13 protein-coding genes are annotated in these 15,581 nt (G+C 53.7%); 2 read left to right on the forward strand and 11 right to left on the reverse strand.

Features of this window, described 5'->3' with window-relative positions:
* Nucleotides 1-4: 4 nt before the first annotated feature.
* The 11 genes from H6973_19945 to H6973_19995 all read right to left on the reverse strand — a co-directional run bounded on the left by H6973_19945 (nucleotide 5) and on the right by H6973_19995 (nucleotide 7,145).
* Nucleotides 5-103, reverse strand: coding sequence for a hypothetical protein (locus tag H6973_19945; GenBank protein ID MCP5127794.1), 99 nt, complete (start codon nucleotides 101-103; stop codon nucleotides 5-7).
* Nucleotides 100-288, reverse strand: coding sequence for a hypothetical protein (locus H6973_19950; GenBank protein MCP5127795.1), 189 nt, complete (start codon nucleotides 286-288; stop codon nucleotides 100-102). Before H6973_19950 ends, H6973_19945 begins: the two co-directional genes overlap by 4 nt.
* A 70-nt stretch (nucleotides 289-358) precedes the next feature.
* Nucleotides 359-919, reverse strand: coding sequence for a hypothetical protein (locus tag H6973_19955; protein ID MCP5127796.1), 561 nt, complete (start codon nucleotides 917-919; stop codon nucleotides 359-361).
* Nucleotides 920-994: 75 nt separating this feature from the next.
* A complete protein-coding gene (locus H6973_19960; protein ID MCP5127797.1) occupies nucleotides 995-1,447 on the reverse strand; it encodes a hypothetical protein in 453 nt (150 codons plus the stop codon).
* A gap of 40 nt (nucleotides 1,448-1,487) precedes the next feature.
* Entirely contained in the window at nucleotides 1,488-2,015 is a 528-nt protein-coding gene (locus H6973_19965) for a DUF91 domain-containing protein (GenBank protein MCP5127798.1), read from the reverse strand.
* Nucleotides 2,016-2,199: 184 nt separating this feature from the next.
* On the reverse strand, nucleotides 2,200-2,898 hold the full coding sequence (locus tag H6973_19970) for an SDR family NAD(P)-dependent oxidoreductase (protein MCP5127799.1): 699 nt from the start codon (nucleotides 2,896-2,898) through the stop codon (nucleotides 2,200-2,202).
* A gap of 378 nt (nucleotides 2,899-3,276) precedes the next feature.
* Nucleotides 3,277-4,560, reverse strand: a complete 1,284-nt coding sequence (locus H6973_19975) for a Fic family protein (protein ID MCP5127800.1) — start codon at nucleotides 4,558-4,560, stop codon at nucleotides 3,277-3,279.
* A gap of 215 nt (nucleotides 4,561-4,775) precedes the next feature.
* Nucleotides 4,776-5,162, reverse strand: a complete 387-nt coding sequence (locus tag H6973_19980; GenBank protein ID MCP5127801.1) for a nuclear transport factor 2 family protein — start codon at nucleotides 5,160-5,162, stop codon at nucleotides 4,776-4,778.
* Nucleotides 5,163-5,541: 379 nt separating this feature from the next.
* Nucleotides 5,542-5,886: a hypothetical protein gene (locus tag H6973_19985; GenBank protein MCP5127802.1), complete on the reverse strand. Its 345-nt coding sequence runs from the start codon at nucleotides 5,884-5,886 to the stop codon at nucleotides 5,542-5,544.
* A gap of 86 nt (nucleotides 5,887-5,972) precedes the next feature.
* Nucleotides 5,973-6,512: a hypothetical protein gene (locus tag H6973_19990; protein MCP5127803.1), complete on the reverse strand. Its 540-nt coding sequence runs from the start codon at nucleotides 6,510-6,512 to the stop codon at nucleotides 5,973-5,975.
* Nucleotides 6,513-6,590: 78 nt separating this feature from the next.
* Entirely contained in the window at nucleotides 6,591-7,145 is a 555-nt protein-coding gene (locus tag H6973_19995; protein ID MCP5127804.1) for a hypothetical protein, read from the reverse strand.
* 239 nt (nucleotides 7,146-7,384) lie between these two features.
* Between H6973_19995 and H6973_20000 the strand changes: the two genes are divergently transcribed.
* Together H6973_20000 and H6973_20005 are read left to right on the forward strand one after the other, a co-directional pair.
* Complete coding sequence (locus tag H6973_20000) at nucleotides 7,385-8,350, forward strand: integron integrase (protein ID MCP5127805.1); 966 nt, start codon at nucleotides 7,385-7,387, stop codon at nucleotides 8,348-8,350.
* Between the two features lie 97 nt (nucleotides 8,351-8,447).
* Nucleotides 8,448-15,551, forward strand: a complete 7,104-nt coding sequence (locus H6973_20005; protein ID MCP5127806.1) for an SDR family NAD(P)-dependent oxidoreductase — start codon at nucleotides 8,448-8,450, stop codon at nucleotides 15,549-15,551.
* Nucleotides 15,552-15,581 lie beyond the last annotated feature (30 nt).

The following is a 15,581-nucleotide window of genomic DNA, read 5'->3' on the forward strand; positions in this document are numbered from 1 at the left end:
TTGCTTAAACGGATGAAGGCTTAACAGAAAAGTGTTCTGCGATCTGTTTTATGGTCACAGAAGGATTGTTTCTAATGTAATCCGCTAAATCAGAGTCACTCAATTTCCTTGCACGAAATTTGGTTCTTTTTTTGGTTTAACATCCCCCGTTTGCAGATACTGACGAACCCAACGATTCAGAGTATCCATCCCTATTTTGAAAAGTGTAATGATGTCCATCTTCGACAGGCCATTCAAGTAGCTCTGTATCACTCTTGTTCTTAAATCTTCACTATACGGCTTGGACATTGCACTACTCCATTTAGCTAATTTCTCCATCATATATTAACTAATAAAAACAGTTTGACTATATGTGTTTTCACAGCTTCTTTGCCTCTTTCCACAGCCGTTCCTTGCCAACTCGTTGGTGCCAGCTATCGAACTCCTCGCGGTACTTCGACAAGGGTTCAACGAGTTGCCGAGGATCTTCACTAAGAGAATATGCCATTCCCTCTTTGAACCAATTCGGCCTCAACCACTGGCCAATTACACCCAGCTGCTCCGATTGAAGATGGTGAATAATTTCATGGCGCAGAATAAACTCATTCCATCCAGCAGGGCCAATTACGATGCCAGATACGCCGACAGTCTTCGCCTTGGCCGGAGCGCGAAACCCGAATGCCTCAAAACACTTTGCAGAGGAACAGAACGTTGCCCGGGGCTTGTTGTGTATTGCGCCGACAGACGAATTCACGAAACTCAGCGCCAATTCGTAGATGGAGTTCGCTTCCTCCGCCCTTGCGAGATCTTCAACGCACACTTCTTCAGAGACGCAAGTAACCTCATTCCATTCCGGATCCAGTACACGCATTGGCTTGTAAAATGCCCAGCCCACTACTGGTGCGAGCAACAAACCAATCAATGTGATTCTTATCAACATGCTGATCGTTTCAACACATAACGGCCTGGCTCACAGGAGAGCGAACGAAGTGAGCGAATCCTGTGGAGCCAATTGTTAAGTTTCATTGTCACTGTATTCCAATGATTCTTTAACTAGGCTGCGATATTCGTTAATGAGACGATAATTATTTTTTGCCTCACCGTGTGTGCCACCACTGCTAAATTCAACCACTTGTCTTAGATGTGGATTTGATTTCTTAGTTAAGAATTGAGAAATGTTACTTAAAAAGCGTCCACTTTGACCTACATTTTCGCCAATCCCTGATTCAAATAATTTTTGTTTTATATCTTCCCTGTCAAATACTTTGTCATCAGAGAGTAGCAATTTGAAAAATACTTTTAATCTTGGCGTTAACTCACTATCTCGGTTAAACGTAGATATAAGTTCCCTTTTCAATGAATCAGAATCTAAACTGGATTTTTCTAAAGAAAATGAACTTTGTTTAGGTAGTGACTTTTCTTTATTCTTGGTTTCTCGCCGTTTTATATAATCTTTTGCTTCAGGCAATGGAATAATGATAGAGGGGTTTATATATAAGTTATTGTCTTCATCTATAATATGGCTCTAGCTTTACACACTCTATATCGATACCAAAACCAGTTAGCCACAATACAGCTGATATAACGTCAGAATGAAATTCCTTTGATGCAAGAATAATTCTCTGCTGGTTATTTAAGTTGTCTATTTCTTCATCGATGAAATCTTCGATTTTTAAACCTGCTTCATCTTCATTTGATCCAAGATATTCAGCATAGATATTTTTTATTTCTTCATATGTGAAGTTTGAACAATAAGAAGCATACTTAATTGATTGCCATTCAACAGCAGTACCAGAATCATCTCTTTTTAATTCAACGACTACCAAGTTGGCTTTTTTATCTATAGCTAATAAATCCAACCGAGATCGAGTTGGTAACTCATATTCTTTAGCAATAATAAGTAATTGTTCACCTAATATTTCAGGTGTTTTTTCTATCCATTCTTGAATATCAAAACGTTCTCTCAATCCCAAAGAGCTAAATGTTGCTTTGGATAATTCCTTGAGCGTTTTATTCTCTATATCAACTTTGTACATGTTTCTTCCAAAAACTTAACGACCCAATCACCGAGCCGACGGAGTGGAGCAATTTTTGTGGTAAAAGAGCGAAAGCGACACCACAAAAATTGTGCAACGTAGCTGGCTCCGCATGCATTAGCTTGTTAGATTGATTAATTACTTTGTGTGTAATTATGTGTGTCTTTTTCTTTTTACCGTCAACTCACCATCTAACATTATTGCCAAAACGATCTAGATATCGAAGACCAGCTTTTCCCTCTTGCGATATAATAGTATCAACAATATCAACTATCACCTCTTCGACGGAAAATTTCGCATCTTCACCTCCGATATCTGTCTTAATCCATCCAGGTGCCAAAAGGAGAATTGCATGGTCTTTTCCCTGACGAACTGAAAAACTTCGCATGATCATATTCAACGCCGCTTTACTTGCACGATAAACGTCATTTCCACCTTTTTCATTATCAGCTATGCTCCCCTGACCAGATGACATAGCACCAACAATTCCACCTCGACGAACATTCCCGGCAATCTGTTCAAGAACTCGCATGGGTGAAAGCGTATTTGTTACCATAACTCGAATAAACTCTTCTATTGAAATTTCACCGATGGTTTCTTTCATGCCATTTTTATTGGCGACTCCCGCATTAACGAAAAGGAGATCTAATATCTCGCCAATAATATTAGATTTGAGACGTTCAATTTGATCTGGAAGTGTTATATCGAGATACTGTATTCGAAGTGATTTTTCCCATTTTTCAGCCAACTCATGAAGCTTGGTCCTATTACCTTCTCGTACAGTTCCAATTACATTCCATTTACGTTTTAATAATTCTTCTGTAATCGCCAACCCAAGTCCTCTTGACGATCCAACTATCAGGGCTGTTTTGGTTTCTGACATACTAACCCTCCTTTGCGTTTTCGCCGAAATTTCATTACCCAGGCACTCTTTCACTTTTGTATTATACCTGTGGCGCACAACGGAAATCTAACGGGCGCGAGTTGAGCGTCATCCCGCACGGAGCGTCTCTACCGCCCGGCCAGGGAACTATGAAGTTCCATGAGTCGTGGTGAGTGGCAGGGACGCGAGTACGGGACGACGAAGTCGCCCCGAAGGGGTGACGTTCCAACGAGGGTTGGACGGCACGCAGCGCCGAGAACCTGAAGTTGGCAACTCGCGCCCCGTTCGTCGGCGCGCAGCGCCGACGAACGTCGAAGGTAACGGGCGGCCAAACAGGCGGCGAAGCCGGCCGTTTGGGCGTCCCCGTTGACCGCAGTGCTAGCCGCCGAAATGCTTCTCGACGACATCCTGGATGAACCGCCTGCAAATAGCCTCAACCTTTTCCGAGCGTGTACTTCCATTCTTGGCCCTCACCACAAAGGCTTCCTCATCAAACTGATATCCGATCTCAACAAAGGATGGGACATTTGGTGCTGACAATGCGTCAAGCTTTTCGTAATGAAATGACCCTGATGGTTCCTCTCGACTGATATGTAGTGTTACGTCTGCTTGGTTCTTCAGTGCATAGCTTGGTGAACCGAAAAAGAAAAGGTAGCGACTAGCTTGCGCACCGCTACGAACGTCGAGACGGAAAAACCATGTTTTCTTAGCTGAACCAAAGTTCTTAAGCGACAGATATTTCTCGAACTCAAGCATGCCGAAGTCTCTAAAGTAAACGTCTCCTAGGTCACTCGATGCCGCAAGAAACTCCACATTTTGCTTGAATAGGCTCTTTAGAAGCTCCATTGCATTCTTCCAGACTTCATATTGATTTGATGCGCGGGTCTTCTCTTTCTGGTCGAACTTGCTGGCGAGTGACTTAGCCCATTCGATCTTTTCTCTTTGCTCCTTGGCGGCCTCTTCGTATTCCTCAAGGCTTTCCTCGACGCACTCGGCTATTAGGGAAGCGAAGGGGGTAAGGTCAGAAGCTTGTGAAAACTCTAGCGCATCGTAGTACCTGAGGCGGTCTTCCCTAGTAACGACCGCAATAGGAAACCCGAAACGCATAAGAATAAGGTTCATCAACAACCTTGCTACGCGACCGTTCCCATCAATAAATGGATGGATCGTAACAAACCAGGTGTGGGCTGCGCTCGCGGCCAGTAGTGCCTCAGGTGTTTCAAATAGATCGCCGGGTACGCTGGCTTTTTGTAGCCATTGCCCAAACTGATCCATCTCGCTTGCTACGGATTCTGGTGCGGGTGGCTTGAACTCCGAGCCTCCGATTTCGACAATTACCGATCTATATCGCCCCGCCTCGTTGTCGTTAATACCTTTTAGCACTAACAGATGAATTTGACGTACATCGGACTCAGTGATGGGGCGACTGGGATTCGCTGCCAGTTCCTCAAGAAAGTCGAGAGCCACCGACAGGTTTCTTGCTTCTGCTTGATCCTTTAATGGTTTTCCGGTAATTGTGAGGCCGAGCTCCACGACGGTTCGAGTTTCGCCGACGTTTAGCGAATTGCCTTCGATTGCATTTGAGTGGTATATGTTTTTTATACGGAAGTACTTTCGAATAGTGTTCAATACTTCCGGAGTCAATGATCCCGTCGCGCGCATTGATGAAACGCGCTCCCCAATATTCCTTAGTAGGGTAAGCTGCGACGCTTCAACGTCGTAGGGGGTTCCCTTTACTTGCGGCATAGCAACTCCATTATAAAAAAGATAAATGATCGGAAATTCGCGCGACTTTGGCGGCTAACGTTCGAGCTAACCGGGCCGCCGCGGCATGCCGCCGAGGGTCCGGTTGAGCGAGGGGTTAGCCCGCACTCGCCTCACGCAGACTCCACGATCTTCCAGTAGGAGTCCTTGCGGATCACCTTCCCGCCACGGAATTCGTAGTGATCGCACCCACGGACCCTGACCTTCTCTCCGTCCGGCTTGGTACCCGTGAGGAGCCACTCGGACGCGACCATGTTGAGGTCTCCCCAATGGCGATCCTCGCCGTAGTGAACATCCGGAAGACCCTTGAAGCGGCCGGCCAAGCCCTCTCTCACCGCCGCGCGACCGACAAACCGCGTGCCCCAAGAATCTGGCCCACGAGGCATGTCAAGTGTGCAGTCTTCGGCGAAGAAGCTCATGACTTTGTCGAGGTCATGAGCATTGAACGCCTCGAGGATGGCCTTCGCCGTTTGTACGGCGTCGAATGGGTGTTCAGGCATTTGGGCGTTCTCTTCGTCGCGGGGCACCAAGCGTTGTCTATGCGGGCTAACGGGCGCGAGTTGAGCGTCATCCCGCACGGAGCGTCGCTGTCGCCCGGCCAGGAAACTGTGAAGTTCCGTGCGTCGTGGTGGGCGGCAGGGACGCGAGTACGGGACGACGAAGTCGCCCCGAAGGGGTGACGTTCCAACGAGGGTTCGACGGCGCGTAGCGCCGAGAACCTGAAGTTGGCAACTCGCGCCCCGTTCGTCGGCGCTTCGCGCCGACGAACGACCTGCTTCACCTGCCCCGCGTAGCGGGGTCAGGTGCAAGCCCCAGTTAGGCTGGTTGCGAATGTTGGCTTGCCAAAAAAGCGATAACTCAACCTACCGGCTAGATCGACTAAATCCGTGGTGCAATTTTTCCCAGTTTTTCTAGCCGCGATTGAATCGCTCCTGACGTTCGCCGATGTTTTTGCGCCAATTGCAGAATCGTCAAGCCCGATTCGAATTTAGTACAAAGTATTCGATCTTCAGATTCGTCCCATGATTTGCCAGCGTTCTCAGGTAATCGCTGTTCACGTTTTTGTCTTTCTTCAAGGCGTTCCAAAGCTCGTACTGCAATAAAAAGAGCACGTAAAATAGATGGTTGTTGATAGGGACTATCATCAGGAAATATCTCGCCTGTACATGGATCAACTCCATCTACGAGAGATTGAATGATTTCCAATGCTTCAGAGGGTTTCATGATTTTTTGGGTCGGGCCTAACGTCTTTGCTCACCGGGGCCACGTCAGCGGCCTCCGCTGCAATGCCCAGTTAGGCATTCTCGTCGTTACCGTTCATTATTATCTGCCGCTGAAAGCGTGGGCCATGATACTCGCGCATGTGTGCCATCACCCTTCGATAGGTTTTTTCTACAAATAAATCGTCCTTCAAAAGTAAAATCTTCGGTTATTTTTACTATCAATAACTTATTAAAGTTTCCAGCACGTTTAACTTGTATTTTATCCGTAATCTTTTCTGGGGAAATAGTTTTTATTTCAATAAAATCATTTCCCAGCCTGCCATCCGAACCTCTAGTATGTGGCTTGTGTCGCTTAATGCCATACTCGACTTCAGCGTATAGCTCTCCTAATTCACCCCAAATTTGCAGGTAGCGTCCTGTGAGCGCATGGTAAGACATTGCGTTCTCGACCAAGCTGTCGAAAATCATCACTAGCTCAAAATCGGGCTGTGAGTGCCCCACTGACAATTCTTTCTCGTGTATAGGCTGCCACTCCCAAGGGTTATATCCACAAGCAGCGGCATCAGCTATTTGCTCTGGGCTATAGCCGTCATTATGCATATCGTGCAGAAAGTCCCAATCGCTCATATGTTCTCCTTGCCTAACGCCAGCCATCACCGGACCTGAGCGAGCGCAGCGAGTGAAGGGTCCGCGTGAATGGCATTGTTAGGGCTTTTTCTTACGATTTTGGAATATAACAACCGCTGCTATTAATATCACGAACTGCCCGATTGGATATAAAAGGTAATTGACCCATGTTCTCTCAAAATCCGGAATATACGCAGCGGCAACGATGAAAGGCGTAGAAATTAGAGCAATCCCTGCAATTGCTGCTCGATTTCCTCCTGGACTTGCAAAAGGCAATAAAATTGCGAATAGAACCCATGGGGAAGCAGCGGCCATGGCTTTTAGATACGGCTCCTTAATGCTAAATGGTGTTGAATCGTGACTAACATAACGCTCCAAATCGCCCGTGATGGATTTGAAAATATTGGAAAGCTCTTCATTTCCAGTATCTCTGACTTTTGGTTGAAGCTCCGTAACTTCTTTAAGAAGTTCTACTGAGCGTTCTATACGCCCTAGCCTGAAATACCCAGTGTAGCTTTCGTACCAGACTAGGCCGCTTACAAACAATGACGAGACCAAAACAATGAATAGCAATCGCGCCCAACTGAATTGGGTGATTAATTTTTCAAAAAACTCGATTACTGGGTCTAGCACTATTGAGCCCTAACATCAAGTAGGCATCATAAATGACGCCTGATCTTACGTCAAAATTGACGCCTAATCACCAAAAGCTTGATCAACTTCTTGATCAATATAGCACGTTGTGCGATAACAACGACACTAAAGCGCATGACCTTGGCGTCAGTGTTTCAGGTTCGCTTCTATTTGCCATTGCCTGCAGGAAATCAGCATTTTTGAAGCTTCCATAATCACAATTATGGGTGAGGAAAATGATGGATGTCAAACCAAAGTTGCTTGATCAGGTACGTCAAAAAATCCGCTTTAAACATTACAGCATCCGCACTGAACAAGCCTATGTGGACTGGATAAGACGCTATATATTGTATTATAACAAACGTCATCCACAAAATATGGGAAAGCAGGAGGTTGAACAATTTCTCAATCACTTGGCAGTGGAACGCCAGGTTGCCGCATCAACCCAAAATCAGGCGCTCAGCGCGATCCTGTTTCTCTACAAGGAAATTCTGGAAAAAGATCTTGGCTGGCTTGACGATTTGGAGCACGCAAAACGCCCAGCGCGCCTACCCGTAGTGCTCACCGCTTCTGAAGTGCGTACCGTCCTGGCGCATCTGCAAGGTCGCCATCGACTCATGGCTAATTTGCTTTACGGCGCAGGCTTGCGCTTAATGGAATGCGTCCGGCTGCGCGTTAAAGACCTGGATTTCGAATATCGACAACTGACCGTGCGCGACGGCAAGGGACAAAACGATCGGTTGACGATGTTGCCTGTATCGGTCATCGAATCCCTGAAAACCCATCTAGCCGATGTCAAAATTGTGCATGATCAGGACTTGCGCGAGGGATTCGGCGACGTGTATCTACCTTTTGCGCTGGCCCGAAAATACCCGAATGCTGGACGTGAATGGGGTTGGCAATACGTTTTCCCCGCCTCGAAACGATCCATTGACCCACGTTCCGATGTGGAGCGCCGCCATCACCTCGACGAACAAACCCTGCAACGAGCCGTCAAGGAAGCCGTGCGTCGCGCGAACATTGCTAAACCTGCCTCCTGTCACACGTTCCGCCATAGTTTTGCCACCCATCTCCTGATGGCAGGCCATGACATCCGCACCGTCCAGGAATTACTGGGCCACAAGGATGTAAGTACGACTATGATTTATACCCACGTCCTCAATCGTGGAGGACGTGGGGTGCTCAGCCCACTCGACGCGATCTAACCGGCTCGTGTGTTCAGGAAAGAAACTCAAATCTTTCCAACTACCTGCTGCTGGCAAAATTTCTTTTCGACTGATTTTAATCACAGCGAGGCGAAACGTGAGCGAAGGGATTGCCATTATCGGCATGGCGGGACGCTTTCCCAGTGCAGCGACTATTGACGAATTCTGGCGCATCGCCCGCGAAGGCGGCGACGCCATGACCGATTTCAGCGAAACAGAATTACTGGCCGCTGGCGTGTCCCACAGTGCATTGGCCGATCCGCGCTATATGCGTTCCGCCCCGGTGCTGGACGATATTGCCGGTTTCGACGCCGCCTTCTTCGGCTTCGGCACGGAACAGGCGGAACTGCTGGATCCACAGCACCGGCTGTTCTTTGAATGCGCTTGGGAATCGCTGGAAATAGCCGGTCATCCGCCAGAATGCTTCAAAGGCGCAATCGGTGTTTTCGCGGGCTGTTCAATTAGTTCCTATTTACTGTTCAATCTGTTGCCTAACCTGCGCGCTGGCGCCGCGCCAGCAACACTGTTGGCGATGATCGGCAATGAGAAAGATTATCTAGCCAGTCATCTGGCTTATCTGCTGGGGCTGACCGGCCCCAGCATCGGCGTGCAAACCGCCTGCTCGACTTCGCTGGTTGCGGTGCATCTAGCCTGTCAAAGCCTGTTGTCCGGCGAATGCGATCTGGCGCTGGCGGGTGGCGCGAATGTGCGGGTTCCACACCGGGTCGGCTATCGCCATGAAGAAGGATCGATTCTGTCGGCGACCGGGCGTTGCCGCAGTTTTGACGCCGCAGCGGATGGAACGGTCTTTGGTTCAGGTGTGGGTGTCGTCGCGTTGCGTCGCCTGAGCGATGCATTAGCCGACAGTGACCCGATCCAGGCGGTGATTCTGGGTTCGGCGGTGAACAACGATGGCGGGCGCAAGGCCGGCTATACCGCCCCAAGCGTGGACGGTCAGGCCGCAGTTATTGCCGAGGCGCTGGCGGTCGCCGGGGTCGATGCCGCTACGATAGGCTATATCGAAGCGCATGGCACGGGAACGCCGATTGGCGATCCGATTGAAATCCGCGCCTTGAATGAAGTTTTTCGAGGACTTCCCCAAGGCGGCATTGCGCTGGGCAGCGTCAAAGCTGCGTTCGGTCATCTGGAAGCGGCGGCGGGCGTGACTGGATTGATGGCGGCGACGCTGGCGGTCAAGGAAGGTCTGTTGCCGCCCATCGCCCATTTTCGGCAGGCGAATCCGCTACTGGGTTTGGAGAAGACGCCCTTCACGCCGGGGAGCAAAGCGCGATCATGGCCGGCTAAGGGACCGCGCCGGGCGGGCGTCAGTTCATTCGGGATTGGCGGGACTAATGCGCATGTCGTGATCGAAGCGCCGCCCCTTACTCCCAACCCCTCTCCCAAAGGGCGAGAGGAGTCAAACGCTCCTCGCTCCTCGCTCCTCTGTCTGTCAGCGCGGGATGAGGCAGCGCTGACCGCCTTGCGTCAGCGTTATCGGGAAGCGTTGACCGATGAGGCAGACTTTCCTGCGATGTGTCGAATGGCGGCGTTGGGGCGACGGCATTTTGAACAGCGGTTGGCCGTTGTCGCTGAGTCAACGGCAGAAGCTCGCAACGCTTTGCAAGATGCCCTATCAGTACGGACGGCAACGCAACCCCGTTTAGCATTTCTATTCAGCGGTCAGGGTAGTTGGGTCGCGGGCGCTGGACGAGGGTTGACCGCGTTGCCGGTGGCGGGCGCAATTCTTGAGCGGGCGGAATCGCAGGTTCCCGGCATTCAGGCCACACTGTTTGACCCAACAGGCGAGGGAACCCATACCGAATTGGCCCAACCGGCGCTGTTTGCGTTGCAATGGGCGCTGGTCGCGCAATTACAGGCTTGGGGAATTAAGCCAGTTGCGGTGACTGGGCACAGTCTGGGTGAACTGGCGGCGGCGGCGACCGCCGGTGTTTTGGACTGGGAAGCGGGCTTGCAGTTGGCGGCGGCGCGAGGACGATTGATGCAGCGTCTCCCCGCAGGAGGCGCAATGGCGGCGGTGTTTGCCGTTGCTGACGTTACACAGGCCGCGCTCGGTGCAGAAACCGCTGCGGTTAATCTTGCCGCCTTCAACGCGCCCCAGACCGTGGTGTTATCGGGAGACAGCGCGGCGTTGCAGCGTGTGCTGGAACGGCTTGCCGCCCAGGGCATTGCCCATCAGTGGCTGAAAGTAGCCCACGCTTTTCATTCGCCGCGCATGGAGCCGATTCTGGCGGAACTGAACGCGGTCGCCACCAGCTTGACTCATCAAGCGTCTCAACTCCATTGGGTTTCTACCTTGACCGGCGGCGTGATCACTCAGCCATCCGTTGATCACTGGTCCCGCCATGCCCGCCAGCCGGTGCGCTTCACCAAGGCGCTGGAAACGCTGGATAGTTTGGGCTGCACCGCATTCCTGGAAATCGGTCCAGGCGCGACCTTGACAGGACTGACGCGCATCCAGAACGACCACGCTTGCATCGTTCCGACGCTGGCGAATGCGGACGAACCGCGTGCGCTGCTCAATGCGGTCGCAGCGCTCTATGCCCACGGATTGCATGTCGATTGGGCGACGCTGCTCGGCCCTGGTCCTCGCGCGCCCGTCCCGACTTATCCCTTTCAACATCGGCGTTATTGGCGTGATCCCCCTTGCTCCTCTAACCCCGCTCTCACGAAAGGAAAGGAGGGTGCCAGGGAGGATGGAATTCTGCCCGGCCAGGAATTTTCCACACCGCTGGCCCAACGCCTGTTCATGGCGACCGTGCGCCCCACCGCGCCGGATTGGCTGGAAGAACACCGGATTGATGAGCAGGTCATCTTGCCTGGCGCCGTTCACGCCGTTTTGGCGTTAGCCGCCGGATTGCCTGGACTCTGTGCGTTGACGATCGAGGCGCCGCTGACGGTTGGCCAGGATGGCGTCGAAATGCAGACGATTCTTCAAGACGGACGAGTGCAGATTCATGCCCGTCCTACAGGAACAACCGTCTGGCAACGGTATGCCAGCGCTGAACCCGGTCCCGCTCCCATTGACCTGGGCAGTGACCCTCTCGCCGACTTGATCGCCCGCTGCGGCACAACCGTTTCCCCGCAAACCCTTTATCAGCGCATGGAAGCGGGGGGCATCGTTTTGGGGCCGCGTTTCCGCCGCATCGTCGAAATCCGCGCTGGTCAAGGCGAAGCACTGGCCCGGCTGTGCGCTCCCGATGACCTAGAGTCGAACGATTTGCCAGTGCATCCGCTGGTGCTAGACGTCCTGTTTCAAACTCTGGGCGCGGCGTTGATCACCACCGATTTACCCGCACATTTGCCGGTGGCGCTGGATCAATTGCGGTTGGGAACAGGCGCGAATCCCAATACCGCCGTTTGGTGTCACGCAACGTTGCGGCCAACAAAACCTGGCGCTAACGGCATCATCGGTGACTTGAACTTGCTCGCCGCGGATGGAACTCGATTGCTGCAAGTCGAAGGTTTAGGTTGTCGGCCTTCGGGGAAAGACTGTCGCCGTCATCTTTACACCCCGGTTTGGCGGCCTTGCGATCCTGACCACTGGCCTAAGCCATCGACTATCGCCCTTCAAATCGCTTGCCGTGTCGATCTTTCCGATTACCTCGACTACTTGCCGCAACTGGATGCATTGAGCACTGCCTACGTGGCGCGGGCGTTCATCGCACTTGGCGCACGCTTTGCCGTGGGTAAACCCGTCCAGTTATCGGTTCCCACCGCGCCCCGATTTACGCGAGTGCTGCCGCGCCTGTGGCGGATGCTGAAAAAGGACGGTCTGATCGACGCCGATCATCGGACTCTGCGCATTCCCGACGCCAACCCCGAACGTCGGTTGACGGAGATTCGCGCCCGCTATCCGGCTCAAGCCCCGGAAACCGGAATGCTGGCCCGCTGTGGCGCGGCGTTGGCGGATGTGCTGACTGGAACCGCCGAACCTTTGAATCTATTGTTCGCGCCTTCGGAACCGGACGACGCCAGTGCGGTTTACACTGAATCGCGCTACGCCAGCGCCCTGAACGAACTTGCTGCAAACGCATTAACTCGCGCCCTGCCGTTGAATCGACCCTTGCGGGTGCTGGAAATCGGCGGCGGAACGGGCGGGACAACGCGCCATCTATTGCCGATCTTCCCGACGACTACGGCGGAATACCGCTTTACCGACCTGTCCCCGGCCTTTTTGCCATCAGCGGAACAGACCTTTGCCAAATACCCGTTCCTGCGCACCGCCCTGCTCGATATTGAACAGGAGTTGGCGGCGCAAGGTGTTGAAGCTAGCGCGTATGATTTGGTGATCGCCGCCAATGTACTGCACGCCGCCCGTGATCTGGGCGAAGCGGTCGCCCACGCCGCTGAGGCCCTGACACCGGGCGGATGGCTGCTGCTGATTGAGGGTCTCCGGCCTTCGCGCTGGCTTGATCTTACTTTCGGCCTGACCGAGGGCTGGCAACGTGGCACGGATCGAAAACTTCGCCCCGATGACCCGCTAATCGACGCCGGACAATGGCGTCAACTGCTGACTACGCAGGGTTTCGACGATGTCGCGGCGCTCACTCCCGGTTCCGGTCGATTGGCCGATCAAGGCGTCATCCTGGCGCGCAAGTCGTCTCCCGCGCCAGCGCAGACCGTAATTTGCCGCGCGGCGCTGGATACGCCACTTAACCCGGCAGCGGCGGTATTGCCCGTCTTGCAAACTGAGTTAGGCCAGACACCGCGCCTGTTGGTTGCGACTTATGGCGCGCAGCGCCTGCGGCTTTGGGAAACGCCGGATTCCGCCCAGGCCGCCGTGCTGGGCTTGACCAAGGCCGCAGCGCTGGAATATCCGGGGACTCAGGTTCGGCTGGTCGATTTGGACCCGCTGGATGACCACGCTGAAGCCACACTAGCTGCTGAATCGGCCATTGGCGATGGAGAAAGCGAAGTCGCCTGGCGTGACGGTCAGCGTTACGCTTTGCGGCTCACCCGGACTGAAGACGAGCCACTGTTACCGGAGCGTTTTCGCCTGACCGCAACGGAACCTGGCCAGTTGGACTACATCGCGCCGACGCCCTTGCCGGAACAAAGGCCGGGTCCCGGCGAAGTTGAGATCGCCGTCGCCGCCGCCGGTTTGAATTTCAAGGATGTGCTGACCGTGCTCAACCTTTCCCCTCGCTCTTTGGGAGAAGGCGTAAGTTTGGGCGGCGAATGCGCGGGAACCATTGCCGCTTTGGGCGAAGGCGTCACCGAATTCCAGATCGGCGACCGGGTGCTGGCGCTGGCTGGGAGCAGCCTGGCCAGTCATGTTATCGCGCCGGTAGGTCGCGTCGCCCGAATTCCGAAGAACTTGACGTGTGCGCAGGCCGCCGCGTTGCCGGTCGCGGCCAGCACGGCCTGGTATGCCTTGCGCGAACTGGGACGTGTGCAGGCCGGTCACCGTGTGCTGATCCATGCAGCGACTGGCGGCGTAGGCGGATTTGCCGTAGCGTTGGCCCGTGCGGTGGGCGCAGAGGTGTTGGCAACCGCTGGCTCCTCCTGGAAACGCGCTTGGTTGCAACAGATCGGCATCCAGCACGTTTTCGATTCGCGCAATCCCGGATTTGCCGCTGAAGTGATGGCCGCTACTGCGGGCGCGGGCGTGGACTTGGTGCTGAACAGCCTGACCGGCGATCTGATCCCCGCCAGTCTGTCTGTGTTGAAACCGGGAGGACGCTTTATCGAAATCGGTCGCGCCGGCATTTGGAGCGCTGAACAGGTCGCCGCCCGCTTCCCCACCGTCGATTACCGGATCGTCGCGCTCGATACCGCCAGCGAAGCGGAAGGCGGTCGATTGCTGCGGGCGGTGCTGGACGCGGTGGCTTCAGGCGAGTTGCCGCCGCCACCGTTAAACCTGTTGCCAATGAGCCGCGCCGCTGAAGCGTTCCGGCTGATGCAACAAGCCCGGCATCTGGGCAAGATCGTTCTCACGCATCATCAACCGTTCCATTTCCGACCGGATCGTGGCTATCTGATCACGGGCGGACTGGGCGGATTGGGATTGGCGGTTGCGCAATGGGCGGTCAGCCAGGGCGCAAAATATCTGGCGCTGGTTTCCCGCCACGCACCCGATGCACAGATGACTCAATCACTAGAGAAACTGCGCGAACAGGGCGCGACCGTGCAATGCATCGCCGCCGATTTAGCGGATGAGACCCAGATTCACCGAATGCTGGCCGAACTGCACACTGTCCTGCCACCGCTGGCGGGCGTTTTCCACGCCGCTGGCTTACTCGACGATGCGCCACTTGCTGAACAAACCCCGAAACGCCTCGCCAAAGTCGCTGGCCCCAAGCTGACGGCGATTCCCCACTTGGCCACCCTCAATGCGGATCTCGACGCCTTCGTCCTGTTCAGTTCCGCCGCCGGACTGCTGGGTTCGCCGGGTCAAGCCAACCACGCCGCCGCCAGCACCGGTTTGGATGCCCTGGCGCAACGCTACCAAGCGCAAGGGTTGCCCGTAATGACGATAGACTGGGGGGCTTGGCGCGACGTGGGCGCCGCCGCCCGCCGCCAGGTCGGTGAACGGCTGGCGGAGACCGGCATGGGCGCGTTGACCACGGATGAAGGGCTGGCAGCGCTGGCCTGGACTCTGGAGCGTCGACCCTCGCAAATTGCCGTGTTGCCGATTGACTGGCCCAAATTGCAGGGTCATTTTGGAACCCATTTGCCCGCGCTCTTTCGTGAGCTATCACTGACTACTCATCCTGCTCCCACCCAGGAAAAGGGAGGCAACCCGCCATTCGCTGCTCGCTGCTCGCCACTCGCTACTGAAGACTTGGCCGCATTGCCGCCTGCTCGTCAGATCGAACGTATAGCCGGATTGGTCGAAGCCCAGGCGCGGGGGTTGCTGTCCATTGGCAACGCGCCGTTGCGCCATGACCGTCCGTTGAATGAACTGGGGTTGGATTCCCTGCTGGCGGTGGAGTTGCGCAATCGGCTGGGGGCGCTGGCTGGAGCTTCTCTGCCAGCGACCCTGTTGTTCAATTATCCCACGATCGCGGCGCTGGCCGAACATCTAGCGATGCTGATGGCGCTGGATTCATGGCCTGAACCTGTTTCCACCGCTCCGACTGACGAAGCCGAAATCCTGGAAGATGAGGATATTCTCTCGCTGGATGAAGATGATCTCGACGCCATTCTGCGTAATTTGGAACAGCGACATTTGCAGTAAAAGAAGCTCGGAGATGGTTCAAGGCCATCA

The sequence above is a fragment of the Gammaproteobacteria bacterium genome (genome assembly GCA_024235095.1).
Lineage (GTDB): Bacteria > Pseudomonadota > Gammaproteobacteria > Competibacterales > Competibacteraceae > UBA2383.